The sequence below is a fragment of the Gordonia paraffinivorans NBRC 108238 genome (assembly GCF_000344155.1).
In the GTDB taxonomy this organism is placed as follows: Bacteria; Actinomycetota; Actinomycetes; order Mycobacteriales; family Mycobacteriaceae; genus Gordonia; species Gordonia paraffinivorans.
The window spans coordinates 16,678-42,609 of the sequence record NZ_BAOQ01000022.1; the positions used below are offsets into that span (position 1 = coordinate 16,678).

24 protein-coding genes and 1 riboswitch are annotated in these 25,932 nt (G+C 70.8%); of the genes, 8 read left to right on the top strand and 16 right to left on the bottom strand.

From position 1 onward, the window contains the following. Nucleotides 1-7: 7 nt before the first annotated feature. A complete protein-coding gene (locus GP2_RS11245; protein ID WP_006900633.1) occupies nt 8-985 on the bottom strand; it encodes a methylenetetrahydrofolate reductase in 978 nt (325 codons plus the stop codon). Between the two features lie 11 nt (nt 986-996). Here GP2_RS11245 and GP2_RS11250 point away from each other — a divergent pair, with 11 nt between their 5' ends. Both GP2_RS11250 and GP2_RS11255 read left to right on the top strand, forming a co-directional pair. Then, nucleotides 997-2,184: a polyprenyl synthetase family protein gene (locus GP2_RS11250; protein ID WP_006900634.1), complete on the top strand. Its 1,188-nt coding sequence runs from the start codon at nt 997-999 to the stop codon at nt 2,182-2,184. Then, complete coding sequence (locus GP2_RS11255; RefSeq protein WP_006900635.1) at nt 2,181-3,713, top strand: alpha-(1->6)-mannopyranosyltransferase A; 1,533 nt, start codon at nt 2,181-2,183, stop codon at nt 3,711-3,713. The genes GP2_RS11250 and GP2_RS11255 overlap by 4 nt, the downstream gene beginning before the upstream one ends. On the opposite strand, the gene GP2_RS11260 is transcribed toward GP2_RS11255, so the two are convergent. Next, nucleotides 3,701-4,066 (bottom strand): Rv2175c family DNA-binding protein, encoded by a 366-nt coding sequence (locus tag GP2_RS11260; RefSeq protein WP_006900636.1) that lies wholly within the window; start codon nt 4,064-4,066, stop codon nt 3,701-3,703. The two genes, GP2_RS11255 and GP2_RS11260, sit on opposite strands and share 13 nt — an antisense overlap. Before the next feature lie 146 nt (nt 4,067-4,212). Between GP2_RS11260 and GP2_RS11265 the strand changes: the two genes are divergently transcribed. Beyond that, nucleotides 4,213-5,448, top strand: a complete 1,236-nt coding sequence (locus GP2_RS11265) for a protein kinase domain-containing protein (RefSeq protein WP_006900637.1) — start codon at nt 4,213-4,215, stop codon at nt 5,446-5,448. A 35-nt stretch (nt 5,449-5,483) separates the two neighbouring features. Here GP2_RS11265 and GP2_RS11270 read toward each other — a convergent pair whose 3' ends face one another. Together GP2_RS11270 and GP2_RS11275 are read right to left on the bottom strand one after the other, a co-directional pair. Beyond that, the gene (locus GP2_RS11270) at nt 5,484-6,884 is read right to left on the bottom strand and encodes a class II 3-deoxy-7-phosphoheptulonate synthase (protein ID WP_006900638.1); all 1,401 of its coding nucleotides are present in this window, start codon (nt 6,882-6,884) and stop codon (nt 5,484-5,486) included. A 44-nt stretch (nt 6,885-6,928) separates the two neighbouring features. After that, entirely contained in the window at nt 6,929-7,423 is a 495-nt protein-coding gene (locus GP2_RS11275) for a polyadenylate-specific 3'-exoribonuclease AS (protein ID WP_040526822.1), read from the bottom strand. A gap of 126 nt (nt 7,424-7,549) precedes the next feature. Here GP2_RS11275 and GP2_RS11280 point away from each other — a divergent pair, with 126 nt between their 5' ends. Continuing rightward, nucleotides 7,550-9,211, top strand: a complete 1,662-nt coding sequence (locus GP2_RS11280; RefSeq protein ID WP_040526823.1) for a mannosyltransferase — start codon at nt 7,550-7,552, stop codon at nt 9,209-9,211. 222 nt (nt 9,212-9,433) lie between these two features. Here the strand turns inward: GP2_RS11280 and GP2_RS11285 are convergent, their stop codons facing one another. From GP2_RS11285 to GP2_RS11310, 6 genes are all read right to left on the bottom strand, one after another. Next, a complete protein-coding gene (locus GP2_RS11285) occupies nt 9,434-10,141 on the bottom strand; it encodes a lysophospholipid acyltransferase family protein (protein WP_006900641.1) in 708 nt (235 codons plus the stop codon). 132 nt (nt 10,142-10,273) lie between these two features. Continuing rightward, the gene (locus GP2_RS11290; protein ID WP_006900642.1) at nt 10,274-11,278 is read right to left on the bottom strand and encodes an ROK family protein; all 1,005 of its coding nucleotides are present in this window, start codon (nt 11,276-11,278) and stop codon (nt 10,274-10,276) included. Continuing rightward, nucleotides 11,278-11,763, bottom strand: coding sequence for a hypothetical protein (locus GP2_RS11295; protein WP_006900643.1), 486 nt, complete (start codon nt 11,761-11,763; stop codon nt 11,278-11,280). The genes GP2_RS11290 and GP2_RS11295 overlap by 1 nt, the downstream gene beginning before the upstream one ends. 128 nt (nt 11,764-11,891) lie before the next feature. Next, on the bottom strand, nt 11,892-13,100 hold the full coding sequence (locus GP2_RS11300; RefSeq protein WP_040526825.1) for an ArsA family ATPase: 1,209 nt from the start codon (nt 13,098-13,100) through the stop codon (nt 11,892-11,894). 20 nt (nt 13,101-13,120) lie between these two features. Further along, nucleotides 13,121-13,558: an SRPBCC family protein gene (locus GP2_RS11305; RefSeq protein WP_006900645.1), complete on the bottom strand. Its 438-nt coding sequence runs from the start codon at nt 13,556-13,558 to the stop codon at nt 13,121-13,123. Further along, a complete protein-coding gene (locus GP2_RS11310; RefSeq protein WP_006900646.1) occupies nt 13,558-13,998 on the bottom strand; it encodes a hypothetical protein in 441 nt (146 codons plus the stop codon). Before GP2_RS11310 ends, GP2_RS11305 begins: the two co-directional genes overlap by 1 nt. A 108-nt stretch (nt 13,999-14,106) precedes the next feature. On the opposite strand from GP2_RS11310, the gene GP2_RS11315 reads away from it, so the two are divergent. Then, the gene (locus tag GP2_RS11315; protein ID WP_006900647.1) at nt 14,107-15,924 is read left to right on the top strand and encodes an AMP-dependent synthetase/ligase; all 1,818 of its coding nucleotides are present in this window, start codon (nt 14,107-14,109) and stop codon (nt 15,922-15,924) included. 46 nt (nt 15,925-15,970) lie between these two features. Here the strand turns inward: GP2_RS11315 and GP2_RS11320 are convergent, their stop codons facing one another. The 4 genes from GP2_RS11320 to GP2_RS11335 form a co-directional block, all read right to left on the bottom strand. Continuing rightward, nucleotides 15,971-17,095: a glycosyltransferase family 4 protein gene (locus tag GP2_RS11320; RefSeq protein WP_083900233.1), complete on the bottom strand. Its 1,125-nt coding sequence runs from the start codon at nt 17,093-17,095 to the stop codon at nt 15,971-15,973. Further along, the gene (locus GP2_RS11325) at nt 17,095-18,525 is read right to left on the bottom strand and encodes a gluzincin family metallopeptidase (protein ID WP_006900649.1); all 1,431 of its coding nucleotides are present in this window, start codon (nt 18,523-18,525) and stop codon (nt 17,095-17,097) included. The genes GP2_RS11320 and GP2_RS11325 overlap by 1 nt, the downstream gene beginning before the upstream one ends. Nucleotides 18,526-18,534: 9 nt before the next feature. Next, on the bottom strand, nt 18,535-19,614 hold the full coding sequence (locus tag GP2_RS11330; protein ID WP_006900650.1) for a C40 family peptidase: 1,080 nt from the start codon (nt 19,612-19,614) through the stop codon (nt 18,535-18,537). 154 nt (nt 19,615-19,768) lie between these two features. Beyond that, a complete protein-coding gene (locus GP2_RS11335) occupies nt 19,769-20,446 on the bottom strand; it encodes a C40 family peptidase (protein WP_006900651.1) in 678 nt (225 codons plus the stop codon). A 17-nt stretch (nt 20,447-20,463) separates the two neighbouring features. After that, a riboswitch (cyclic di-AMP (ydaO/yuaA leader) is annotated at nt 20,464-20,697 on the bottom strand. Between the two features lie 615 nt (nt 20,698-21,312). Here GP2_RS11335 and GP2_RS11340 point away from each other — a divergent pair. Both GP2_RS11340 and GP2_RS11345 read left to right on the top strand, forming a co-directional pair. Then, on the top strand, nt 21,313-23,151 hold the full coding sequence (locus GP2_RS11340; RefSeq protein WP_006900652.1) for a DEDD exonuclease domain-containing protein: 1,839 nt from the start codon (nt 21,313-21,315) through the stop codon (nt 23,149-23,151). Beyond that, on the top strand, nt 23,148-23,426 hold the full coding sequence (locus tag GP2_RS11345; protein WP_006900653.1) for an Lrp/AsnC family transcriptional regulator: 279 nt from the start codon (nt 23,148-23,150) through the stop codon (nt 23,424-23,426). Before GP2_RS11340 ends, GP2_RS11345 begins: the two co-directional genes overlap by 4 nt. A 79-nt stretch (nt 23,427-23,505) precedes the next feature. On the opposite strand, the gene trpD is transcribed toward GP2_RS11345, so the two are convergent. Together trpD and GP2_RS11355 are read right to left on the bottom strand one after the other, a co-directional pair. Then, complete coding sequence (gene trpD, locus GP2_RS11350) at nt 23,506-24,582, bottom strand: anthranilate phosphoribosyltransferase (RefSeq protein WP_006900654.1); 1,077 nt, start codon at nt 24,580-24,582, stop codon at nt 23,506-23,508. 22 nt (nt 24,583-24,604) lie between these two features. After that, the gene (locus GP2_RS11355; RefSeq protein ID WP_040526847.1) at nt 24,605-25,090 is read right to left on the bottom strand and encodes a hypothetical protein; all 486 of its coding nucleotides are present in this window, start codon (nt 25,088-25,090) and stop codon (nt 24,605-24,607) included. Nucleotides 25,091-25,248: 158 nt separating this feature from the next. On the opposite strand from GP2_RS11355, the gene ctaE reads away from it, so the two are divergent. Then, nucleotides 25,249-25,860, top strand: coding sequence for an aa3-type cytochrome oxidase subunit III (ctaE, locus tag GP2_RS11360; protein WP_174320720.1), 612 nt, complete (start codon nt 25,249-25,251; stop codon nt 25,858-25,860). Nucleotides 25,861-25,932: the final 72 nt, after the last annotated feature.

Genomic DNA, 25,932 nt, shown 5'->3' on the forward strand with positions numbered 1-25,932 from the left:
GCGCACGTCAGGCTGGGACGTGGAGCGCCGCGTCGACGTCGACGCCGAGCCGGCCGAGCACCTCGGTGGTCGCCTTCGCGAAGTTGAGGCTGCAGAAGTGCAGGCACGGCGCGCCCTCGGCGATGAGCCGCTCGGCGGTTTCGGTCGCGAAGTCGATGCCGACGGCGCGGACCGCCTCGCGGTTCTCCTCGGGCCCGTCGCCGGCGGCCTTCGCGAATCGCTCCTCCACCGCCGGCGGGATCACCGAGCCCGACAGGTAGGCCATGCGCTTGATGCTCGCGAGGGAGGTCACCGGCATGATGCCCGGGATGATCGGCTTGGCGCCCTGCTCGGGGTCGGCCTTGCTCACCCGGTCGCGCAGGCGCAGGTAGTCCTCGACGTCGAAGAAGATCTGGGTGATCGAGTACTCGGCACCGGCACGCAGCTTGTTCACCAGGTTGGCGGTGTCGTGCTCGAGATCGATCGCGCGGTGGTGTCCCTCGGGGAAGGAGGCGACGCCGACGTGGAAGTCGCCGAGGTCCTTGATGAGCCGGACGAGTTCGACGGCGTACTCGACGCCGTCGGGGTGCTTGACCCACTCGCCCAGCGGATCACCGGGCGGGTCGCCGCGCAGGGCGAGGAGGTTCGTGATGCCCTGATCGGCGTAGGCGCCGACCAGCGCGCGCAGCTCGTCGACGCTGTGGTTGACCGCGGTCAGGTGCGCGACGGGCAGCAGGGTGGTCTGGGCGGCGAGCTCGCCGGTGATGCGCACCGTCCGGTCGCGCGTGGACCCGCCCGCGCCGTAGGTCATCGACACGAAGGCCGGGGACAACCGCTCGAAGATGCGCACCGCGCGCCACAACCGGGCCTCGCCGTCGGCGTCGCGCGGGGGCATGAACTCGACGGAGAACGGCACCGGTCCACGGTGCGGAGCGGACAGGCGTTCGACGATCGAAGGTGCCGGAGCGGTTGGGGTCACCCGCCCAGTGTAGAGAGCGATTCGCATAGCCTGGCAGGGTGACCTCCGCCATCCCCATGCCGGCCTCGCTCGATGCGGTCCCGGCGGCCGTCGAGGCCGAACTGCGCACGTTCTTCGACACCGCGGTGCCCGCGGCCACCGAGATCGCCCCCGTGGTGGGCGCCGCGGCCGGCCTCGTCCGCGAGTTCGTGTTGCAGGGCGGCAAGCGCATCCGTCCGGTGTTCGCCTTCGCGGGCTGGCGTTGCGGGATGACCGAATCCGCGCGGCCCGACGAATCTGCGGCCGACGGTTCCGGTCTCGACGACCCCACGGTGGGCCGCGACGCCTCCGACGCCCTGCGCGTCGGTGCGGCACTCGAACTGGTCCAGGCCTGCGCCCTCATCCACGACGACATCATCGACCACTCCGACACCCGCCGGGGGAACCCGACGCTGCACCGCGTCTTCCAGTCGCGCCACGTGGAGGCCGAGTGGGCCGGTGACGCCGCCGAGCACGGCGTGGCGGCCGCGATCCTCGCCGGCGACCTCGCGCTCGCCTGGGCCGACGACCTCGTGCACGACCACCGGCCGGGGGCACCGACGGAATCGGCCGAGGGCGCCGACCGGCGGTATCGCGCACTGCCCCCGGCGGTCGGGGCCACGTGGGCGTCGATGCGCACCGAGGTGCTCGGCGGGCAGTTCCTCGACATCGTCAACGAGGCCAGCGGCGACGAGTCGGCCGCGGCGGCATACCGGGTGATGGAGTTCAAGACCGCCGCCTACACGGTGGCCCGCCCGCTCGAACTCGGCGCCCGCCTGGCCGGTGCGTCGGAGCCCCTGGTGGCGACGCTGCGCCGGATCGGCCACGACCTCGGCATCGCGTTCCAGCTGCGCGACGACCTGCTCGGCGTCTTCGGCGATCCCGCCCGCACCGGCAAACCGTCCGGCGACGACCTCGTGTCCGGCAAGCGCACCGCCCTGCTGGGGACCGCGCTGCGGCGCGCCGACGACACCGACCCGGCACTGGGACAGCGTCTGCGCGAGCTGATCGGACGCCCGCTCGACGACGCCGAACTGGCCTCGGCCCGCGGAATTCTCGTCGACGTTGGAGCGGTCGCCGAGATCGAGACCGCCATCGACGACCTGCTGGGCAACGCACTCGCCGCACTGGACTCCGCGGACATCGGCGACGAGATCCGGGCCGAACTCACCGCGGTGGCGCACCGGACCGCGCATCGCGAGGCATGACCATCCGCCGCGATCTCCTGATCGGCGCACTGGGTTCGGTCCTGGTGTGCCTGGGCAGTTTCGGCGTCGGCGACCCGCCCCGCAACTGGACCGTCCTGACCGACCTGGGGATCAGCTGGATCACCTACGGCCACGGCAAGAACGTCTCCGGCGTCCTCTTCTGGGCCGGGGTCTTCTGCATGGTGTTCGCGTGGGTCCGGCTGGGGCGCGGACTCCTCCGTGCGGCTCGACGACCGGACGGCGGGGACGACGCACCGCCCGCGCCGGGCACCCGGACGCTGCAGCGTTGGCTGTTGGCCTGGGCGGCACCGCTGCTGGTCGCCGCGCCGGTCTACAGCCGCGACGTCTACGCCTACCTCGCGCAGGGCGCGGTGTTCGGCGCGGGCTTCGACCCCTACGCCGACGGGCCCGCGCACAACCCGGGGCCCCTCGTCGACTCCATGGCCACGGTCTGGGCCACCACCACGGCCCCCTACGGACCGTTCACGATGGGCCTGTTCCGGGTGGTCACCGACGTCACCGGCGACCACGTCGTGCTCGGCGTCCTGGCCATCCGGCTGGTCCTGCTGCCCGGACTCTTCCTGTCGCTCTGGGCGATCCCGCGCCTGGCGGCTCATTTCGGCGCGTCCCCGCAGACCGGGCTGTGGCTGGCCCTCTTCAACCCGATGGTGCTCATCCACATCGTCGCCGGCCCGCACGTCGAGATGCTCATGATGGGCGTGCTCGCCACCGGCCTCGCCCTGGTCGTCGCCGGGCGCCACGCCTGGGGCACGGCGGTTCTCGCGATGGCGGTCTCGATCAAGATCACCGCCGGGGTAGCGGTGCCGTTCGTGCTGTGGATCTGGCTGTCGCACATCCGGTCCCGGCGTCCGGTGACCCCGCGCGACGTCGTCGGGGTCTTCGCCGCGATCGTGGCGATCTCGCTGGCCGTGTTCGGCTTCTGGACGCTGGTCGTCGGGCTGGGCGTCGGCTGGCTGACCGGACTCGGATGGGCCGACGTCATCATCAACTGGTTCACGATCCCGACCCTCGTCGCGCACGTCGTGACCCTCGTCGCGGCGCCCTTCGTCGCGCTGAATCTGCAACCGGTGCTGGAGATCACGCGCGCCATCGGCTCGGCGGTGCTGGCGCTGGTCCTCGTCGCACTGTGGTGGCGCAAGCGTCACGACGAGCGGACCGCGGTCGCGGGCATCGCGTGGGCGATGCTCGCCGTCCTGGTGCTCGAACCGTCCACGCTCCCCTGGTATTACACGTGGGTGCTCGTGGTCGCGGTGGCGTTCACGCTGCCCCGCTGGACGTACGCGACGGTGGTCGGGGCGTCGACGTTCCTGCTGATCGTCTTCCAGCCGGACGACGCGATCGTCTTCTACAAGCCGTTCGAACTCGTGCTGGCGTTCGCGCTCGCCGGACTCGCGGCCTGGTCACTCGTGCGGCCGGATCCGTTGCGGCTCGGCCGGTTCGGCCGCTGGGCGTGGGGCGCCGAGGACGCCGCGGGAACCCCGGCCGGGGCCACCGGTCAGAAGGCCTGAGCCTGCGCCCGTCGGATGACCTCGCGCGCGGAGTGCGTGTGCAGCGCGGCGGCCGGGTGGAGGCCGAGATCCTCCTGCACGGTGAACAGCCACGCCAGCGCCTCGTCGCGCGTGTAGCCGCCGTCGAGCAGCACCTCGACGAGACCGTAGAAGTGCTTGACCACTCCGAGGTCGTCGAAGAACACCGCCGGGACGGCCGGTTGACCGCCGCGGGAGACGGCGAGCAGGTGATGGTCGCGGATCAGGGTGCGGACACGGTTCGACGACACGCCGAGACGCTTGGCGACATCCTCGACCGAGAGTGTCTCGACATCAGGGGGCAGAGTGTCCGGGGACAACGGTAGGGAACCCACGTGATGCAGCGTAGCGGCTGCGCGGGGCCGGTGAAACCGCAGCACCGGCACCCGGTGTCGGTCGATCCGCACGATCGGCCGACAACGGTCGAGATCACCGGCTCCGGTGACCCCGACCGCGCGGGCGTGCAGGTAGATTCAGCGTCGTGAACTCCCCCGTCGACACGATGCTCGGCACCGTCCTCGAGGACCGGTACCGCATCGACGCACCCATCGCGCGGGGCGGCATGTCGGCGGTCTATCTCGGTGTCGACCTGCGGCTGGGACGCGACGTCGCGGTCAAGGTCATGGACCCGCGGTATTCCGCCGACCCACAGTTCCTGCGCCGCTTCGAGTTCGAGGCCCGGGCGGTCGCCGGACTCAAGCATCCCGGGCTGGTCGCGGTCTACGACCAGGGCATCGACGGCGGGATCGCGTTCCTGGTCATGGAACTCGTCGACGGCGGCAGCCTCCGCGAGCTGCTCCGCGAGCGGGGCCCGATGCCGCCGCACGCCGTCGTGGCGGTCGCCGATCCGGTCCTCGGCGGTCTCGGCACGGCGCACGCCGCCGGACTCGTCCACCGGGACGTCAAACCCGAGAACGTGCTCATCTCGGACGCCGGCGAGGTGAAGGTCGCCGACTTCGGACTGGTGCGGGCGGTCGCCGAGGCGGGCGTGACCTCGGCCAGCGTCATCCTGGGCACCGCCGCCTACCTCTCCCCCGAGCAGGTCGAGTCCACCCATGCCGACGCCCGCAGCGACGTCTACTCGATGGGCGTGATGATGTTCGAGCTCCTCACGGGCAGAACGCCTTTCCACGGCGATTCGCCGCTCGCCCTGGCCTACCAGCGACTGTCCTACGACGTGCCCGCGCCCGGCGACGTGATCGCGGGCGTCCCGGCCGAGTTCGACGAAATCGTGCTGCGCGCCACCGAGCGGAACCCCGACGACCGGTACGCGGACGGCTTCGAGATGCAGGCGGCGCTGCTCGCGGTGGCCGACGAACTCCACCTGCCGCCGTACACGGTCCCGGCCCCGCGCCGTTCGCGGGAGCGGGAGATCCGTGCGCGCTACCGCGCGGCCGCGCCGGCCGGTCACGGCACCCGGGTCCAGTCGCGTCCGGGACCCTACGAACCGGGGAACTCCGCAGCGGATGCCCCGGCCCCCGTGGAGTCACCCCGTCCGGTCGCGGCGGTCGGCGATCCGTCGCCGGCACCGCCCCGACCCGGGCGGCCCGCGCCGCGCCGGTCCGCCGAGCTCGACGACCGCACCGACCTCGAACCCGAGTTCATCGGCGGCAGCCGCCTGGGTTCGGTGCTGTGGATCCTGTTCGTGCTGCTGGTGGTCGCAGGCCTCGGCGCCGCCGGGTTCTACGTGGGCGCCACCTATCTCGCGGTGTTCTGACCACGCCCGGCGACCGTCCGACCGCCTCGCAATGACTAGCCGCGGAGCATCTCCGCGACGAGGAATGCCAGCTCCAGCGACTGCTGGGTGTTCAGGCGCGGGTCGCAGGTGGTCTCATAACGTCCCGCGAGATCGGCGTCGGAGATCTCCTGCGCGCCGCCGAGGCACTCGGTGACGTCCTCGCCGGTGAGCTCTACGTGGACACCGCCCGGATGGCTGCCGAGCGCGCGATGGACCTCGAAGAAGCCCTGCACCTCGTCGACGATGCGGTCGAAGTGACGGGTCTTGTAACCGGTCGACGCCTCGTGGGTGTTGCCGTGCATCGGGTCGCACTGCCAGATGACCTTGTGTCCGGTCGCCTCGACGGCGCTGACGATCGCCGGGAGCACCTCGCGCACCTTGTTGTTGCCCATGCGGGCCACGAGGGTGAGACGGCCCGGCTGGTTGTGCGGGTCGAGCCGCTCGACGTACTCGACGGCCTGCTCGGGAGTGGTGGACGGGCCGATCTTCACACCGATCGGGTTGTTGATGAGCTCGGCGAAGGCGATGTGCGCGCCGTCGAGCTGGCGCGTCCGCTCCCCGATCCACAGGAAGTGGGCCGACAGGTCGTAGAGGACCTTCTCGGCGCCCTCGGCACCACGCGGGCTGTCCGCCAGGCGCAGCATCGCGCGCTCGTAGTCGAGGACGAGGGCCTCGTGGGAGGCGTAGATCGCCGCCGACTTCAGGCTCGAGTCGGTCACGCCGCAGGCGTCCATGAAGCGCAGGCCGCGGTCGATCTCGGCGGCGAGCGCCTCGTAGCGGGCGCCGGCCGGCGAGGTCCGCACGAACTCGCGGTTCCAGTCGTGGACGCGGTGCAGGTCGGCCTCGGCCTGGGTGAGCGCGCGGACCAGGTTCATCGCGGCGGCGGCGTTGGCGTAGGCGCGCACCAGGCGTGACGGGTCGTGGCGGCGCACGGCCTCGTCGGCCGGGAAACCGTTGACCATGTCACCGCGGTAGGACGGCAGGCCCAGGGCGTCGGTGTCCGACGACCGCGGCTTGGCGTACTGGCCGGCGATGCGGGCGACCTTGACCACCGGCAGGCTCGCGCCGTAGGTCAGGACGACGGCCATCTGCAGCAGCGTGCGGATGTTGGCCTTGATGTGGGGCTCGGTGTTGTCGGCGAAGGTCTCCGCGCAGTCACCGCCCTGCAGCAGGAACGCGCGCCCCTCGGCGACGGCGGCGAGCTGATCGCGCAGCGACTCGACCTCGGCCGGCATGCAGATCGGGGGAACCGACTCGAGGACCGTGCGCATCCTGCGGGCCTCGTCGGGATCCCAGCTCGGCTGCTGCAGCGCCGGTCGGCTCAGCGCGGCGTCGAACCGCTCCTGCAGGCCGCCCGGCAGCGGGGGCAGTTCGGGGAGTTCGTCGATCGGAACGTCTACGGTCCAGTTCACCACCGTTCCAGACTAATGGAGCGTCGCGGCCCGGACACCCGGCAGGGTCAGTTCCCGCGGGCCGCACTCGCCTTCTCGATCGCCTCCCAGCGTCGCAGGTTGTGGCGGGCGTCGCTGAGCGCGTCGTGGGCATCCGACGGCGCGGGCGGCAGCGGCGGACGTCCGGCCGCCTCCCAGTGCTGTCGCAGCTCCCGGGTGAACCGCGGGATCGCCCGCGGCAGTGCGGTCATCGGGCCCCACAGCTGGCAGAGCACGACGTGGTCGTAGGCGCCGACCCACGCCCAGAGCTCGATGTCGGTGCCGTCGGCGGTGAGGAAGTCGAGGAGGTCGTCGCGGATGCGACGACGGTCCTTCCACACCGGCGAGGACGGCGACGGCAGTTTCGGCAGGACGTTCGCGCGCACCCAGTCCCCGGCCCGGCCGGGGTCGAACTCGGTGGACACCGCATAGAACTCGCGACCGTCCTCACCGACGACTCCGATCGAGACCAGCTCGATGGTGTTTCCGTCCTCGATGAACTCGGAGTCGTAGAAGAACCGCATGGGGACAGTATTCACGGCGTCGGCCCGCGAGGCCGCATCCGCGGGCGGGCGCCGCGCGGGTCCGACGCACATTTGGGCATCCGCACCTCATGCTGGCTACCCTGGTAATCCGTGCGCTCCAGGTCTGTGCTGGCGACCGCTTTCCTGGCGGCGTCGATCATCGCGCGGCTCGTGTGGGACACGCTGACCGTCAACGGCAGGAACTTCGTCGACCTGCATGTTTACCGCGATGGCTCGGCGGGCCTCGCCGACGGGTCGCTCTATTTGTTCACCTACGCCGGCGAGACCGACTTCGCGCTCCCCTTCACCTACCCGCCGTTCGCGGCGGTGGTCCTCTATCCCCTCTCGCTCATCCCCTGGGACATCGTGGCGGTCGGCTGGCAGCTGGCGACCTTCGCCTCCCTGTACGCGTGTGTGGTGCTGGCCCTGCGCCTGACCGGCAGGAGCACCGGCGTCCACTACCTGGCCGCGCTGTGGACCGCGCCGGCGATCTGGTGCGAGCCGGTCCGGGTGACGCTCGACTACGGGCAGATCAACATCTTCCTGATGCTCGGCACCCTGCTGGCCATCTACTGGGCCCGCCGCACCAACGGCTCGCCGGGCGATCGCGGGATCATCGCCGGAGGCGTGCTCATCGGTTTGATGGCCGGGATCAAGCTGACCCCGGCGGTCTCCGGCCTCTGGTACCTCGCCGCCCGTCGCCCCTGGGGCGCGCTGTGGGCGGCCGTCTCCTTCGTCGGCACCGTCCTCGGCTGCCTGCTGCTGTTCCCCGAGGTGACACGCACCTACTACGGGACCCTGCTGGGCGACGCGGACCGGATCGGACCCGTCGAGGAGGTGATGAACCAGAGCCTGCGCGGGACGCTGTCGCGCCTCGTCGGTTTCGACGTCGGCAACGGGTGGATCTGGTTCGTCGGGGTCCTCGTCGCGGCGGTCGTCGCGTTCTTCGCCTGGCGTGCGGTGTCCGACCTGCTCGGCATCCTGCTCGTGGTCCAGTTCCTCGGGCTGCTCGTCTCCCCCATCTCCTGGGCGCACCACTGGGTGTGGGTCGTCCCGCTCGGCATCTGGCTGGTGCACGGCGCCGGCGCCCGCCGCCCGGGTGCCCGGGCCGTGTTCGCGATGTGGGTGGTGATCGCCGGACTCGGCGTCCCGTGGGTGCTGCGCGTGCTCGACGAGTACGGACCGCAGCCCGCCGACGCGGTCGTGGCGGTCTTCGGCGCGGCCTGGCCGATCGCCACCTTCGTCACGATGGGCTGGCTCATCGCCACCCGTGCGCACCGCGACGCCGGCCCCGCCGACGACCCCGAGGCCGCTGCCAACCCGGAGTCCGCCGCCAACCCCGAGGCCGCCGCCAACCCGGAGTCCGACGGCCGGCCGAGGGACGTGGTCGCCGCGGCCGTCATCGACCGTGATCGCGTGCTGCTGGCACAGCGCGCCCATCCGGCCGCTCTCGCGGGCAAATGGGAGTTGCCCGGCGGCCGGGTCGAGGCGGGCGAGACCCACGCGCAGGCGCTGGTCCGGGAGATCCGCGAGGAGCTCGGCGCCGAGGTCGAGGCCGGCGACGGGATCGGGACGCCGGTGGCCCTGCCGAACGGCCTGACGCTGCACGCCTACCGGGCCCGGCTGCGGTCGGGGACCCCGGCCGCGCTGGAACACCTCGAGATGCGCTGGTTCACCGCCGCGGAACTGCGTGCGCTCGACGCCGAGGACGTCGTGCCGGCCGACCGCGGCTGGATTCCGGATCTGTGCCGCGCACTCGAGGAGACGCGGGTCCGCGACGCCGGTTGATCAGGTGCCGGCCGGGTCCGTGCCGGCCGGGCAGGTGCCGGCCGGGTCCGGTCCTCGACGGGAACGACGCAGCCCGATTCGACGCTCAGCCGGGTGCCGTGCCCAGCCCGGTGCGACGCTCAGCCGGGTGCGGTGCTCAGCCCGATTCGACGCTCAGCCCGGTGCGACGCTCAGCCCGGTGCGGGCGCCCGGGCCGGGTCTCACCCCGGCAGGGCGTGATGCTCAGGCGGCGTCGGCCGCCGGCGGGGTGACCTCGGGCTTGGCGTTTTTCAGCGTCGCCGCGTAGACGTCGACGTACTGCTGGCCCGACAGCTGCATCAGCTCGTACATGATCTCGTCGGTGACGGCGCGCTCGATGTAGCGGTTGCCCTGCATGCCCTCGTAGCGCGAGAAGTCGAGGGGCTTGCCGATCCGCACGGTCACCTTGCACGGCCGCGGCAGGATGGTGCCGGGCGGGTTGAACTTGTCGGTGCCGACCATCGCGACCGGGATGACCGGGACGCCGGTGTCCATGGCGAGGCGTGCGAGGCCGGTCTTGCCCTTGTAGAGACGACCGTCGGGCGAGCGGGTGCCCTCCGGGTACATGCCCATCAGCTTGCCCTTGCGCAGCTGACGCCGGGCGGCGATGAACGCGCCCTCGGCGGCCGCTGCGCCGGACCGGTCGATGGGGATCTGGCCGACGGCGGTGAAGAACCAGCGCTGGAAGGCGCCCTTGAGGCCGGTGCCGGTGAAGTACTCGCTCTTGGCGAGGAAGTAGATGCGACGGTTGACCATCAGCGGCAGGAAGAAGCTGTCCATCACCGCCAGGTGATTGCTCGCCAGGATCGCCGGGCCGTCGGCGGGGATGTTCTCCTGGCCCTCGATCGTCGGGCGTCCCAGCAACCGGAGGAACGGCCCCAGGAAGATGTACTTGAACGCCCAGTACCACATGAGACTCTCCTCGCCGCGCACTTTCCCGCCGTCATCGCCGACCGCGGACCCATCCGAAGGGGCCACCGCCGCACGCGTGGCCCCGACATCAGAACCATACCCGCGTCGGGCCCCGCGCAGGGGATCCGGTTTCTAGCCGCGGGCGACCCGACTGCCTCCGGCTTGCTCCGCGTTTTCGTTCTGCGCGGCCCGAAATGCTTGGCGCGCAACCTCTGCCGCCCCGACCACGCCGGCGGTCTCCCCGAGCTGCGTGCCGCGGATGCGGGCGAGCTGCCGGTGGCCGGCGCCGGTGACCTGCCGGGCGTAGTGCTCCCGCGCCTCGTCGAGGAACAGGCCCGACGCGGCGCCCACCCCTCCGGCGAGCACGATCAGGTCGGGGTCGAAGATGTCGGCGATCATCGCCAGACCCTGACCGAGCGAGGTCGCGAATCTCCCGAAGGCCGCGAGCGCCACGGCGTCGCCGTCGGCCGCGGCACCGGCCACCCGCCGGCCGGTGAGAGAACCGGGATCGGCGGCGACGTCGGCGGCCAGCTGGCTGCGCCCCCAGTCGCCGTCGGCCAGCAGCTCCACCACGGTGTCGACCAAAGCCGTACCGCTGCAATACCGTTCCCAGCACCCGCGCTTGCCGCACGCGCAGGCGCGACCGTCGGGGACGATCGTCAGGTGCCCGAGTTCCGGTGCGACGCCGAAACTTCCGCGGTAGATCTCGCCGTCGATGACCAGGCCCGCGCCGATACCGGTGCCGATCGCGAGGACCACGGTGTTGTGTCCGCGCGCCGCAGCGCCGTAACGCACCTCCGCGACCGCGGCGGCGTTGGCGTCGTGCTCGGCGTAGACCGGGATGCCCAGGCGACGCGTCATGTCCTCGGCGACGGGGGCCTCACGCCACGGCAGGTGCGGGGCGAATCGCACGATGCTGCGGTCGGTGGTCAGGAACCCCGCGATGGCGAGGCCGACCGCCTTGGCGTCCCAGCGCGAGACCAGCTCGCCGACGAGCCGGTCCAGGCAGTGCTCGAGCGCCTCCACCGTCGACGGGGTCTGCGCGCGCAGCGTGTCGAGCATCGTCCCGCGGTCGTCGACCACCGAGGCGCGCACGCTCGTGCCGCCGATGTCGATGCCGATCGTCAGCTCACCCATCACTGCTCCTGGTCGGGTCCGGTACTCGTCGTCTGTCCGCGCGCATCGCTCCCGCCCGGCCGCGCCCCGGGCGCGGAGACGCGCACCGCGATCGGCTCGTAGTGCCGCGGCGGCGTCGTCGTGGCCGGCGAGGAACGCAAGGCCTCCGCGATCGCCTCCAGCACCGCGATGACCGCCGCCAGCAGACGCGAGATCAGGTCGCCGATCTCGGTGAGCAGCGAGGTGATCTCCCCGGACGCACCGGCCAGGGCGTGCCCGACCGGACCGTCGGCGGAGAAGGCGGCGGCATAACCCGCGAGCGGCGAGCCGGCGGCCGTGCCGTCGTCGGACGCGGCACCGTGATGGCCCCCACCGGCGAAGAGAGCGGCCAGCGCGTCGATCTGGTTGGCCAGTCCGAGCAGCAGGTCCCGGACCGGGTCGGCGTGTCCACCGTTCTCGTCGCGACCGGCTCCGCCGCCGGATGACGTCCCGTCGTCCGTGGCCATTCGCGTCTCTCCCCTCCGCTTGCACTGGCGTCCCAGGCACCGTACCGCGCGGGTACTCTTCGCGCGGTCTTCGAACGTACCGGAGGCCACCGCCCCCACGGCCACCGGCGGTGCCGGATGATCGCCCCCTACGGCTGCCGTTGGGGCCACACCGCGGGATCGGGCACGAAGCCCACCGACAACCGGCCCTGCTCCCAGGCCGCGTCGGTCACCGTGCAGCGCCGCAGCACCGACGGCAGCCGCACCGGGTGCCGGAACCCCGACACCGTCACCAGCAGGTCGTCACCGCTGCGGCCCAGCGCCAGCGAGTCCGGGTCGGGCAGCCGCTGGGGCCAGGACAACCGGTATGCCGGCGTGCCCGGCCGGGCCCCCTCGCCGCCGAGCACGTCGACCCTCGAGGCGGCGGAGCCCCGCGGAACGCCGTGCGGCCCGGGTAGCCGGACCCCGAGCTTGCGCACGCGCGCCATGCGGTCGATCGCCTCGGCGGACCGCTCGACCGTACCGACCCGCACCTGCGCGTCGCCGGCGCCGAGCAGCGACCCGACGTGCGCGACGACGCCGTCGGCGTCCTCGGCCCCCACCCCGCGGTTGACGAGTATCGACGCGAGCGGGAGTCCCATGACGTCGGCGCCCGCGAGATAGTGCTCGGCCAGCCGGCGGGACCGGTCCTCGGCGCCGAGGACCAGATGCATCGCGACCGCATGCGGATCGGTGAACAGTTCGGCGACGTCGGCGCAGTCGCGGTCGAGGGCGTCGACGGCCGCGGTCAGCTGCGCCATGACCGGCCGCTCGGCTGCGGCCGCCAGGCGGCGGTGCCGGGGCCAGAACCGGTTGAGCGCCTGACCCAGCACCGACCCGCCCCGCAGGAACTGCAACACGTCGCCGCAGCCGGAGGCGTCGACGACGATGCGGTGCCACCGGCCGCTCGTCGCCTCGTCGCGGATCCGGCGCAGCAGCAGGAAGTCGTCGATCCCGGGCAGGGAGGTCAGCTCGGCGGCGTCGATGCCCGCCAGCGTCGACACCCCGGGCAGGACGTGCTTGCTGCGTCCGGCCGTGTGCTCGAGGACGTCGACGAATGCCGACCAGGTCTTTTCGACGAGGTCGAGGCGGTCCAGCGTCAGCAGGTGCAGGTACTTGGACACCGCCAGCGGCTCACCCGGCCGGCGGTAGACCCGCGCCCACTCGCACACCGGCGACCACCGGTCGACGGTGACGAGGAGCGTGTGCTGCTCCGGCCGGCTGACGACGCGACGAGAATCCCGTGAGGCGCCCGGTCGCTGGGACGCCGCCGCAGCGGCGACAGCGGAGACGCCGGAGCCTCCGGGACCGAGCACCACATCGATGGGTGTGAGATCGATCAGCCTTCGACCCTCTTCTTCAGGTCGTGCAGCGCGGCGTCGGTGATCGCCTTCTCCGCACGGCGTTTCAGCTGACCGATGATCGGGACCTGGAGGTCGACCATGAGCTGATAGGTGACCTTCGTCGATCCCGGGACCTGCTGGGTGAGGATGTAGCGGCCCCGCTGGTCCTTCTGCAGGTCGCTGGAGACGAGTCGCCACGAGACCGAGGTGCCGTCCGGATCCCACTCGTAGGCAAGCACATAGGTGTCCTGCAGCACGCCGGCGTCGAGCTCGAACCGGACCTCGAGCGCGCGACCCGCGTCGTCGGTGCGCAGCACCTGCACCTCGCGCGCCGCGGTCACCCACTCCGGGTAGTGCTCGAAATCGGCGATCACGGCCATGATGTCGGCGGCGTCGGCCCCGATGACGATGTCGCGTTCGGTGTGGTCGGCCATCACCCGACCTCCGCCGGTGCCGGGATGGCGGGCCCGCCGACGTGGCGGCCCTCCTCGAGGCGTCGTTTCACCTCGAACGACATGTCCTTGCCCGCGACGCGCCGGCGCTTGTTCTCCTCGGCCAGCGCCTCGAAACGGGCCTGCGGGTCGTCTCCGCGCTCGCCCGGCAACGGTCCCGTCGGCTCACCGTGCAGGAAATAGTGGAGTACGAAACCGTCGAGGACGGCCTCGTTCCAGATCTCCATCGTTCCGGCCACCGGCCCGTCGACGCGCCACCGGACCCCTTGCTCCCCACGGTCTTCGGTCACCGTCAGTCGCAGGTCGGGCCACCACCGACGCCAGTTGGCAGGATTGCCGATCACGGCAGTGCTCAGGGCCGGTGCCGCGGCGACGAAGACCTCGTCGGCCACCTGGATGCTCGTCACGCCCACTAGCTTCACATACTCCCGACGGCGCAGGGTAGTGCACCCGAAGTCGGTGGCCCCGACAACAGCGTTCGGTTGCAGGGATACCATCGCCTCATTGGCATCTACTGGAGGGTAACCACGATGAGCGAGTACAGCGTGCCGGCGAAGTTCTCGATCGCCGACGACGAGAACTGCACGAACATCATCTTCGGGCTGGCGCAGCGGACGCCCCAGCACATCGTGTTCCGGCACAAGCAGGGCAACGACTGGGCGCCGATCACCGCCGCCGATGCCGCCGCCCGCATCACCGCCATCGCCAAGGGCCTGATCGCCTCCGGTGTCCAGCCCGGTGACCGCGTCGCGCTGCTGTCGCGCACCCGCCTCGAGTGGAACCTGGTCGATTTCGCCATCTGGTCGGCGGGCGCCATCACCGTGCCGATCTACGACTCGTCCTCGGCCAGCCAGATCGAATGGATCATGCGCGATTCCGGAGCCGTCGCGATCGTCCTCGAGGACAACGCCCATCGCGCCGCCTTCGAGTCGATCGACTCCCTCACCCAGCCGGTCAAGGTCTTCCAGATCGACCGCACCGACGGCGGTCCGGGCGCGATCGAAGAGCTCACCGCGGCCGGAGCCGACATCGCCGACGCCGAGGTCACCGAGCGGCGCGCGACCCTGCGCTCGAGCACTCCCGCCACGCTCATCTACACCTCGGGCACCACGGGACGCCCCAAGGGCTGCATCCTCACCCACTCGAACATGCTCGCCGAGATGAAGGCGGTCCTCGCCGGCGACCTCCTCGACGAGCTCCGCCGGCGCGATCACAAGCGTCTGCTGATGTTCCTGCCGCTGGCCCACGTCCTCGCCCGCGCCATCACCCTGGTCGCCATCGAGGCCGGCGCCGAGGTCGGCCACACCAGCGACATCAAGACCCTCGTCGACGAGTTCGCGGTCTTCAAGCCCTCGCTCATCCTCTCGGTGCCGCGCGTGTTCGAGAAGGTGTACAACTCGGCCCAGCAGAAGGCCTACGACGAGAGCCCGGTCAAGGGCAAGATCTTCGACGCCGCGGCCGAGACCGCCGTCGCCTACTCCGAGGCCCGCGAGAAGGGCAGCATCGGACTGGTTCTCAAGCTCCGGCACGCCGTGTTCGACGCACTCGTCTACAAGAAGCTGCGCGCCGCCCTCGGCGGTGAGTGCGGCATGGCGATCTCCGGCGGCGGCCCGCTCGGCGCTCGCCTCGGCCACTTCTTCTCCGGTGTGGGCATCCCGGTCTTCGAGGGCTACGGCCTGACCGAGACCACCGCCGCGTTCAGCGTCAACACCCCGTCCGCGTGGAAGATCGGCACCGTCGGAAAGCCGTTGTCGGGCAACTCGGTCCGCGTCGGCGAAGACGGCGAGCTGCTGCTGCGCGGACCCGTGGTGTTCCAGGAGTACTGGCAGAACCCGGAGGCCACGGCCTCTGCGATCGTCGACGGCTGGTTCCACACCGGCGACCTCGGCACCGTCGACTCCGAGGGCTTCATCTCAATCACCGGCCGCAAGAAGGAACTCATCGTGACCGCGGGCGGCAAGAACGTCTCGCCCGCCGGTCTCGAGGACGTCATCCGCGCACACCCGCTGGTCTCGCAGGCCATGGTCGTCGGCGACGCCAAGCCGTTCGTGGCCGCGCTCATCACGATCGACCCGGAGGCCTTCCCGGCGTGGAAGGAGCGCCACGGCAAGCCCGCCGCCGCCTCCGTCGCCGATCTCATCTCCGACGGGGACCTCGTCGCCGCTGTCCAGCACGCCGTCGACGAGGCCAACAAGACCGTCTCGGCGGCCGAGGCGATCAAGAAGTTCCGCATCCTGCCGTCGGACTTCACCGAAGAGAGCGGCGAGATGACCCCTACGCTCAAGGTCAAGCGCAACGTGGTCGTCGAGAAGCGCCACGGCGACATCGAGGCGATCTACTCCAAGTGACGTGATGAGCCGCCCGGTCTGCGGCGGACGGCTGACGGGCGAGGGCCTAGAGCAGCTGCCGCAACCGGGCCGCCATTTGGCTCCACTGCCAGTTCTCGACGACGAAACGTCGTCCCGCGGCGCCCATCTCGGCCGCCGCACCCCGGTCACCGAGGATCGACAGCACGGCCAGGGCGACCGCGTCCACGTCCCGGCCGTCGACCGTGGTCCCGGTGACGCCCTCGATCACCGTCTCCGGCGCGCCGCCCGAGAGCCCCGCGACCACCGGCACCCCGGTCGCCGAGGCCTCCAGGTAGACGATCCCGAGTCCCTCGACGTCCAGCCCGCCGCCGCGGGTGCGCGACGGCATCACGAAGACGTCGGCGATGGTGTGATACGCCGGGAGTTCCTCTGAGGGCACCGATCCGGTGAAGATCACGTGATCGGTCACCCCGGTCTCCGCGGCGATCGCGTGCAGCTTCTCCGCGTACGGGCCGCCGCCGACGACGACGAGCACCGCGTCCGGCATCGTGCGGCGGATCATCGGCAGCGCGCGGATGAGGACGTCCTGTCCCTTGCGCGGCACGAGGCGTGACAGGCACAGGATCGTCGGCCGCTCCCCCAGCCCGAGACGGTCTCGGAACTCCTGCCGGACTATCGGATCGGGCCGGAAGCGGTCGACGTCGACCCCTGGCGGCAGGTACTCGAGCGACGCGTCGGCGCCGAACGCCGATGCGAACCGCCCGCGCGTGTACTTGCTGACGAAGGTGATCACGTCGGTGTGGCGGCCGATGAACCGGAGCACCTGACGGGCGCCCGGCAGCATCGACCATCCCACCTCGTGCCCGTGGGTGCTCGCCAGGACGCGCTGTGCGCCGGCGCGCCGCATCAGCGGCGCCAACACCGCCAGCGGTGCCGCCGCCCCGAACCAGACCGTCGAGATCTCCTCGTCCCGGATGATCTGCGCCGCCCGGCGGGCGACGAACGGCGTGGGCAGCATCAGGGTCGTGGGATGCCGGTACACCGTGTAGGGCGCCCGGGCGTCGTACTCGACGTGCGAGCGACCCCGCCAGCGCGGCGCGTAGACGACGACGTCCTCCGGCGGCAGCAGGTCGACCAGATTCTCCAGATACGACTGGATTCCGCCGGGGCGCGGCGGGAAGTCGTTGGTGATCAACAGTGTTCGGGGCATCATCCGACCTGCCCGTCGAGCCAGCGACGCCAGTCGGCGACGAGCTGCGTGCGATCGACGCCCAGGGCCGAGCGGATCGCGGCATCCCGGCGCTCGGGCTGTGCGCTCTCCGCGACGCCCAGATAGAGCTTCTTCAGCCGGGCCTCGCCGTAGCGGTCGGCGACATATGCCGCCACCGACCACGCGCTCTGATAGGCGATCTGTGAGGACGGCCCGTTCGTCGCGAACATCGCGTCGTCGGGGAGCCCGTCCGGTGTCGCACCGGCACGCACCGCCGCCGCGAGGTCGGGAGCGGCGTCGGCGAGACGACGATAGGTGCCCTTGCGCCCCACGTACTCGGCGACGCCCTCGGTGATCCACAGGGGCGCGTCGAACGCCGTCTGCGTCCGTGCCGCGACATGGGTGAGTTCATGGCGCAGCACGACCGCGAGCGTCGGCTCGGCAAGGTCGTTGGCAGCCGGCGTGAAGACGACCCGCTGGCCGGTCGCGATTCGCTGCGGGAAGTCGACCCGGCTGAATATCGTTGCCGCCGCGGCGGTTCCGGTCACGCCTCGGGACCGGGCCACGAGGGCCTCGAACTGCCCCGCCTCGGCGGTGGTGACCAGGACGGCGCGTCGTTGCCAGTCCGGGCCCCAGAACGCGGTGACCGCGTCGACGGCCCCGGGTAGCTGGCGGCGCAGCGACCGAACCGTCGTCGAGGTCTCGGGATACGAGGCGATCACCGACGTTCCTCCCGCGGTGGGCGCGTCGGAGGCGGCGAGTCCGGGCAGCTCCCACAACTGGACCGGAGTGGGATCGGCGTCCAGGAGTGCGGAGTCGCCCACGAGCTTCCACTCGTCGCCGTAGCGTGCCACCACGAACTGGGTCGCCACGACCACCTCGGGCTCGTCGACACCCGGGGCCCGTTGCCCTCCCAGCGCGTATCGCAGCTCCACCGGGGCGACCCAGGCATCCGAGCTGCCGGCGGCGACGAGTCGATCCTGGATCGCCGCGGGAACCAGCGTCTCGGCCTCCTCGGTGGGAGCCAGTTGATACCGGAATCGGGCGAACCGCAGCGGGCCGGAGTCCGCCGCGCCTGCTCCCCCGCCCGACGAGGGACCGCTGGCGCGGAGGTTGGCGGCCGCGGTCTCGAACCGGTCGCGGAAGTCCGTCGTGGCCGCGGCGTCGAGGAGCCGGCCGACCTCGCGCTCGTCACCGGAGGTGATCGACTCGGTGAGCGCGTCGAGCAGGCGCGTCACGCCCTCGGCGCGCTGCTGCTCGTAGATGTTCGCGGTCGTCGTCGACGACGCGACCGCCGAGGACGAGGCCGCCGAACCGGAATCCGTGGCGTCGGAGCATCCGGCGAGCGCACCGGTGACGACGAGAACTCCGGTCAGCAGCAGGACCGGGGGCGCGAGCATCGGGCCCGACCGCCCACGGGGTGAGAGCACCAGAGGATTCTAGAACCGTCGGGCGGAGTTGAACGGGCCGGCCTCGTCGACCGGCTCGATCTTGACCGGTACGCCGAAGGTCGAGGCGTGGATGACGTAGCCCTCGCCGATGTACATGCCGACGTGGTGGGCGTCCGGGTAGTAGATGACCAGATCGCCGGGCTTCATGTCCTCGCGCGACACCGGGGTCCCGCCGGCCATCTGGGCCTGGCTCGACCGCGGGATCGTCTTGCCGGCCTGCTTGTAGGCCCAGACCATCAGACCCGAACAGTCGAACGCATGCGGACCGGTGGCGCCCCACACGTAGGGGTCGCCGAGACGCGTCAGGGCGGCGTTGACCGCGATGAGCGCCGGGGCCGTGCCCTTGGGGACCAGTCGCGGGTCGAAGTCGAAGCTCTGACCGCGGAGCGCAGCGAGCTGCTTGCCGGTCATCGCCTGGTACATGGCCCGGATCTTGATGGCCTGCATCTGCAGATCGGCCTGCTTGGCCTGCAACTCCCCACGCACACGCTCGGCGCGGGAGACGGCCTCAGAGGCCGTGAGGGCCTTCGCCTCGGCGTCCTTCTTGGCGGACTCGGTCTGCGCGCGCATCTTCTTGACCGCGGTGAGGTCGGCCGAGGCCTGGCGGGCGATCATGTCCAGGCCCGACATCTGGTCGAGGAGGGCCTGCGGGGAGTCACTGACCATCACGGCATAGAGTCCGCTCACCCGCGCACCCTGGTAGCTGGCACGCACGATGGCGTCGACGCGGTCCTGACGATCCTTCAGCTGCGCACGGCTGTGATCGAGTTTCGCCTGCGCGTCGGCCGCGGCCTTCTTGGCCGTGGCGACGATGTCGCGCTGCTTGTCGTACTCGATCTTGGCGTTGTGCATCGCCTCGGTGGTCTTCTCGGCCTCGTCGCCGAGCTTCTTGTAGCGCTCGAGCAGCTGATCCGACGACTGTCCGGGCGCCGCGGCGACGCGGCCGGTACCACCGGCGACGAGCGGGATGACGGCGACGAGGGCCGCCAACAGGCATGCGACGAGCGTCAGCGGACCCGATCGTGTGCGTGGACGTGATGCGCTCACTCGCCCCTCCCCGGAATGCACGATCCTTCTCACTCCTCTACCGCTCGTTTCCCCAGGACCACCATCATGGTTCTCCCCCGAACCCCTCCGGCGTCGTTTCGGCCCCGAGGACCGGATCGGGCGGACCGCCACCAGCTCGCGATCCGCCCAGTCCGTGCTCGTTGTTCAGTTGATGTCAGTAGCGGCGGATGCCCGTGAGCTGCCACTCCTTGACTGCGTCGCGCTTGACCGGGACGCCGTAGGTGGAGGAGTGCACGAACATGCCGTTGCCGACGTAGATGCCGGCGTGGCCGCCACCGTTGAAGATCATCACGTCGCCGGGCTTGGCCTCGGCGAGGGAGACCGGACGACCGCCGCCGAGCTGACCGTAGCTGTCGCGCGGGATGGTCTTGCCGGCCTGCTTGTAGGACCAGTAGACGAGGCCCGAGCAGTCGAAGGCGTTCGGGCCGGCCGCGCCGTAGGAGTACGGGGAGCCGATCTTGCTCTCGGCGGCCTTGACGGCCTTCTCGCCGACGCTCAGCTGCGGCCGGCCGAAGTTCTTGATTCCGCCACCGTTGGGACGGAACTGCTGCGGGATCTGGTTCTGGTCGACGCCCGGGATGGTGAACTGCCCGAGGTTCGGGATCTCGACCGTGGCCGCAGGCGCCTTGGCAACCGGCTTGGCCTTCGGGGCCTTCTCGTCACCGGGCAGGGCCGGCATCTCGAAGGTGCCGAGCGGGGTGTGCACCGGTGCGGCGAGAGCGGGTCCGGCGCCGGCGGCGGCGAGCGAACCGAGCGTGATCGATCCGGCGATCACCGCCTTCTTGGCGGCCTTGCTCCCGCGATTGGGGGTTTCCAAACGATGTTTGGCCACGAAGCGAGTTCTCCTTCAAATTCTCCCTCGACCGCCGACCGAGTTAGCTGTCGGGTTCGGGCCGGAAGAGTGGCCCTACGCGTTTTCGGCACAGGCGTGTCCCCGAGAGGACACGCATACGCGTCGACGCGATTCACCCCGATTCGGAACTGGTGTCAGCAGGTCATGCCTGTGGGCAAACGCTGACCACCCTGCCCCGAAGTAAGTGGTTCCCCGGTTCGCCCGCGAGGGCGATTAGGCGGCGACTTGTGCGGACCACTTCTGTTGAAGCGGGACGCTCCGCAAAGGTCTCGGAAAGGTTACGAAATCGTGGGCGCCCTGTCCACTAGGCGACCGACGGGCGCGGGACGCCGTGTTTTCAGCCTGCCCGCAAATCCGCCGAAGAGATGACCCGGAAAGCCCTCTGACGTGGGACTTTGGCCCCTCTTGCAGATCGTGCAGCGGCAGGTGTGATCAATGCAGCATTCTCGAAGACGCCGATCGCGAGGTCCAGCTCGGCATCGTCGTCGAGGGGTGCAGCCGTTACCGTAGCTCCACCTCGCACCGGGACATCGTCCCAGCTCGGAGGGCCGAACAGGACCGTCATCATGCATCCGTCACAGGCGACGGGACGGGCCGGGCAGGTGGCGCAGTCGACATGCATCGTGTGATCTCCATCTCATCTGGCCGTCCGGGCCCATCCGGGCCCGTCTCGGGCGGGTCGGCGGCGGCGTTCGCCGCAGACGACACGGCGTGCTCTCACCTCGCCGAGGAGACTAGGACCCGCCACCGACAAAACCATTCGCACAGTGTTCGACTCACCAGTCACACGCGTAACACCGAACTGGGACCCCAGCCTGTCGGTGGGTCGAACTAGTGTTCGCCGCGTGACGCGTACAGGAGGAGAAGCATCCCCGTCCGGGCAACTCACCTTCGCCGATCTGGAGGCTGCCGACGGGGCCGCCGGTCCCGACGCATCCGCCGGCGAGTTCAGCGACCGCGCCCTGTTCGACACCACACTCGTCGTCGTCGACCTCGAGACCACCGGCTCCGACCCGGCCAACGACCGGATCACCGAGATCGGCGCGGTCAAGATCCGCGGCGGAGAGGTCATCGGCGAGTTCGCCACTCTCGTCGACCCGGGGCGCCCCATCCCGCCGCAGATCGTCACCCTCACCGGCATCACTACCGCGATGGTCACCGACGCGCCGCGCATCGAGTCGGTGCTGCCGGCCTTCCTCGAATTCGCCCGCGGCGCGATCCTCGTCGCCCACAACGCACGCTTCGACATGGGATTCCTGCGTCAGAACGCGCTCCGCCTGCACCTGGACTGGCCGTTCAACCTCAGCCTGTGCACGGTGACGATGGCGCGGCGCATCCTCTCGCGCGACGAGGCGCCCACGGTGAGGCTCGGCCACCTCGCCGAGTTGTTCCGGGTCTCGGTCCGCCCCACCCACCGGGCGCTCGACGACGCCCGCGCCACCGTAGAGGTCTTCCACAAGCTCCTCGAGCGCGTCGGCAACCAGGGCATCTCGACGGTCGGGGACCTCACCTCCTATCTCCCCCGCACCGACCCCCGACTCCGCGCCAAGCGGCATCTCGCCGACCACGTGCCCTCGCGACCGGGCGTCTATCTCTTCCGCGGCCCCGCCGACGAGGTCCTCTATGTCGGCACCGCGGTGGACCTGCGTCGTCGCGTCCTCTCCTATTTCAACGGCAGCGATCCGCGGCGCCGCATCGCGGAGATGGTCCTGCTGGCCAGGCGCGTGGACGTCGTCGAGTGCTCCCACGCGCTCGAGGCCGCCGTGCGCGAGCTGCGGCTCCTCGCCGCGCACGCCCCGGCCTACAACCGGAGGTCGACGCAGCCCCACAAGGGCTGGTGGGTCACCCTGACCGAGGAGCGCTTCCCGCGCCTGAAGGTCGGGCGCACCCCCACCGACGAGTCCATCGGCCCGATCGCCAACCGCAACGACGCCGCGACCGTGGCCGACGTGATCGCCGCGGCCGCCGGACTGCGAACGTGCACCACACGCCTCGGTGCGTCGAGCCACCACTGGTGCTCCACCGAGGACGGCGTCCGGCGCCCCGGCGGCTGTCATGCGGCCGCCGCGCGGCCGCAGACCGTTCTCGACTACCTGCCCCGCGTCACCGCCGCACGGCGGCTGATGCGCGGCGAGGCCGACGATCTGCTCGACCGCCTCACCGAGAGACTGACCGACCTCGCCGAGGCCCAGATGTTCGAGACCGCCGCCCGGCTCCGCGATCGGCTCGCCCTGACGATCGACGCCCTCGCCCGGTGCCAGCGTCTGGCCGCTCTCTGCGCGGTCGCCGAGATCGTCGTCGCCCGCCCCGACGACGAGCGCGGCTGGCACTTCGCCGTGGTCCGCCACGGACGCCTTGCGGCCGCCGGGCGGGCGCGGCGCGGGGTGTCCCCCATGCCGGTCGTCGACGCCCTCGTCGCGTCGGCGGAGACGGTCATCCCGGCCCCGGGGCCGCTACGGGGCGCGCCGGCCGAGGAGGTGGCCCTGATCTATCGCTGGATCACCGAGCCGGGGGCGCGCATCGTGTCCTCCACGGACCCGATCGCGTTGCCCGCCGGATGCGCCGAGCGCCGCCGCACGTGGTCGCAGGCGGCCCGCGAGGCGCGCTCGGCCCCGCACCGGACGCCACGGACCGCGCCGCACTCCCCGAGCGGCGCGCGGCCGGCCACTAGGCTTGCGCCATGATCACTGCCATCGTCCTCATCCAGGCCGACATCCATCAGATCCCGGAGACCGCGCAGGCCGTCGCCGACATCCCGGGCGTCGAAGAGGTGTACTCGTGCGCGGGCGACGTCGACCTCATCGCGAAGGTCCGGGTCCGCGATCACGAGCAGATCGCCACGGTCGTGACCGGCAAGATCAACCGGCTCCCGGGCGTGGTGAAGAGCGCCACCCACATCGCGTTCCGCAGCTACTCCAGCTCGGACGTCGAGGGCGGCTTCTCCATCGGCGAGAACTGATCTCGCACAACAGTTCTCGCCGGCGCAACGCCTGATCCCGTCGCCTACGCGGCGATCAGGCGCGCGTCTGCGTGGTCGGTCAGTCGCGCAGCTCCGCGGCAATGCGCGTCGACAGCATCGACCAGCGGTCGAGCAGTTCCGCCGCCGCCCCGGAGTCGACGGCCTCGGCGGCGCGGCCGCGGGCCGCGTCGAGCGCGGCGGCCAGCTCCGCCGAGGTCATCGGAGCCGTCTGTTCGAAGGCGACGATCGCGCCGGCCGCGTTGAGCAGCACCGCATCACGCACGGGACCGGTTGTGCCGGCGAACAATTCACGCGCGATCACGGCGTTCGCGGCCGCGTCGCCGCCCTGCAGGGCCGACAGTTCGACGCGTGCGATACCGAGATCGGCCGGGTCGACGGTCAGCTGGTTGACCTCACCGCCGACGACCTGCCACACCGTCGAGGTCGACGTCGTGGTCAGCTCGTCGAGGCCGTCGTCGCCCCGGACGATCAGGGCCGTGTTGCCGCGGTCGGCGAAGGCCTGGGCCAGCACCGGCGCGAGGTCGGTGAAGGCGCACCCGATCAGGCCGCTGCGCGGGCGCGCCGGGTTGGTCAGCGGGCCGAGCACGTTGAACACGGTCGGGATGCCGATCTCCTTGCGCGGCGGGCCGGTGAACCGGAACGCCGGATGGAAGACCGGGGCGAAGCAGAATCCGATGCCGAGTTCCTCGACACAGCGCGCCACGCCCTGCGCCGGCAGCGAGATGTCCACGCCGAGCGCCTCGAGGACGTCGGCCCCGCCGCTCTTCGACGACGCGGCGCGATTGCCGTGCTTGACCACCGGGATGCCGGCGGCGGCGATGACGATCGAGGTCATCGTCGAGATGTTGACCGTGTGGGAACGGTCGCCGCCGGTCCCGACCACGTCCACGGCGGGCCGCGACACGTCGACCAGCGTCGCATGTTCCAGCATCGTCTGCGCGAGGCCCACCAGCTCGGTCGGCGCGGCGCCCTTCATCTTGACCCCGACGCCGAATGCGGCGATCTGGGCGCCGGTCGCGCTGTCGGTCATGATCTCGTTCATCGCCCAGCCCGCCTCCTCGGCGGTCAGGTCGATGCGGTCGGTGATCTTGCCGAGGATCTGCGGCCAGGTGAAGGCGGGCTGTGCGGTGTTCACAGGCATTGAGCCTAATGCCCGATCAGCCCGCGGGACGCTGAAGGACGGCCCACCGCCGCGCGATGCCGCCGTGGCGGGACCCGAGGCTGGCCATCCGGGAGCGCTCCTGGGACAGATGCAGGGCGTCGAGCGTCTGCACCCGCGCCAGCACGAGCATCTCGTGTCCGGCGACAGCCGCGTCCGGCAGCGGCCCCCACCTGTCGTCGTGGATCCGCACGTAGCCGTCGAGCGACGCCAGTTCCGCGGCCTCCTGCACCCGGTTCGAGGGCAGCTCGAGGTCGTGCCGGAGGATCACCTCGTCGTCGGCCCGCCAGTCCGACCCCTCGAGCGCGGTGGAACTGGCGACCGCGTCGTCGTCGGATTCGGCGACGACGACCACCTCGTCCGCCAGTTCCAGCGGCTTCGACGACGAACCGCCCCGTAACCTCGCCGTCAGGCGGGCCAGGCGCCCCTGACGGACCACCCGCCCGTTGAGATCCCGTGGACCGGAGACATCCGAACTCGACATGACCCCCACGGTAGCCACCGGCCCCGAGCCCGCGAACCGGCCGTCGAGACACGCCGGGAACCCATCCGACAGGCCCCCGACCTGCGGGGAGAGAGAAATAAGCCCCCAATTTCCGACCCGGGTGGTCACCGCTTACTACGAACCGTCATACTTCACTTGTGACAAGCGCCGTAGGTACCTCAGGAACAGCCATCACCTCGCGCGTCCATTCGCTGAACCGTCCCAACATGGTCAGCGTCGGCACGATCGTGTGGCTGTCCAGTGAGCTCATGTTCTTCGCTGGCCTCTTCGCGATGTACTTCGTCGCCCGGGCCAACTCCGCAGTCGGCTGGCCGATGCCCCCGACGCACTTGAATCTGGCCCTCGCCATCCCGGTGACGACGGTCCTGATCCTGTCGTCGGTCACCTGCCAGATGGGCGTGTTCGCCGCCGAGAGGGGTGACGTCTTCGGCCTCCGACGCTGGTACATCATCACGTTCGTGATGGGTGCCTTCTTCGTGGGTGGCCAGATCTTCGAGTACTTCGCCCTGGTGCACGAGGGCACGACCCTCAGCTCGAGCGCGTACGGTTCCGTCTTCTACATGGCGACCGGCTTCCACGGCCTGCACGTCATCGGCGGTCTCGTGGCATTCATCTACCTGCTCATCCGCACCAAGCTCTCGAAGTTCACCCCGGCGCAGGCAACCGCCGCAATCGTTGTCTCCTACTACTGGCACTTCGTCGACATCGTCTGGATCGGACTGTTCGTCACGATCTACTTCATCCGATGACGCCGGCAACCCCGCGCACCTCGCGGCCACGCCCGCAGCAGAGCGCACCTCGCCTGTCGAACGCACAGCGCA

Excerpts from the sequence above, each read along its gene's own strand:
- GP2_RS11245 (WP_006900633.1), bottom strand. The coding sequence starts at position 985 with ATGCGAATCGCTCTCTACACTGGGCGGGTGACCCCAACCGCTCCGGCA.
- GP2_RS11255 (WP_006900635.1), top strand. The coding sequence starts at position 2,181 with ATGACCATCCGCCGCGATCTCCTGATCGGCGCACTGGGTTCGGTCCTG.
- GP2_RS11275 (WP_040526822.1), bottom strand. The coding sequence starts at position 7,423 with ATGCGGTTCTTCTACGACTCCGAGTTCATCGAGGACGGAAACACCATC.
- GP2_RS11285 (WP_006900641.1), bottom strand. The coding sequence starts at position 10,141 with ATGTGGTACTGGGCGTTCAAGTACATCTTCCTGGGGCCGTTCCTCCGG.
- GP2_RS11290 (WP_006900642.1), bottom strand. The coding sequence starts at position 11,278 with ATGGGTGAGCTGACGATCGGCATCGACATCGGCGGCACGAGCGTGCGC.
- GP2_RS11295 (WP_006900643.1), bottom strand. The coding sequence starts at position 11,763 with ATGGCCACGGACGACGGGACGTCATCCGGCGGCGGAGCCGGTCGCGAC.
- GP2_RS11305 (WP_006900645.1), bottom strand. The coding sequence starts at position 13,558 with ATGGCCGACCACACCGAACGCGACATCGTCATCGGGGCCGACGCCGCC.
- GP2_RS11315 (WP_006900647.1), top strand. The coding sequence starts at position 14,107 with ATGAGCGAGTACAGCGTGCCGGCGAAGTTCTCGATCGCCGACGACGAG.
- GP2_RS11320 (WP_083900233.1), bottom strand. The coding sequence starts at position 17,095 with ATGCCCCGAACACTGTTGATCACCAACGACTTCCCGCCGCGCCCCGGC.
- GP2_RS11345 (WP_006900653.1), top strand. The coding sequence starts at position 23,148 with ATGATCACTGCCATCGTCCTCATCCAGGCCGACATCCATCAGATCCCG.
- GP2_RS11355 (WP_040526847.1), bottom strand. The coding sequence starts at position 25,090 with ATGTCGAGTTCGGATGTCTCCGGTCCACGGGATCTCAACGGGCGGGTG.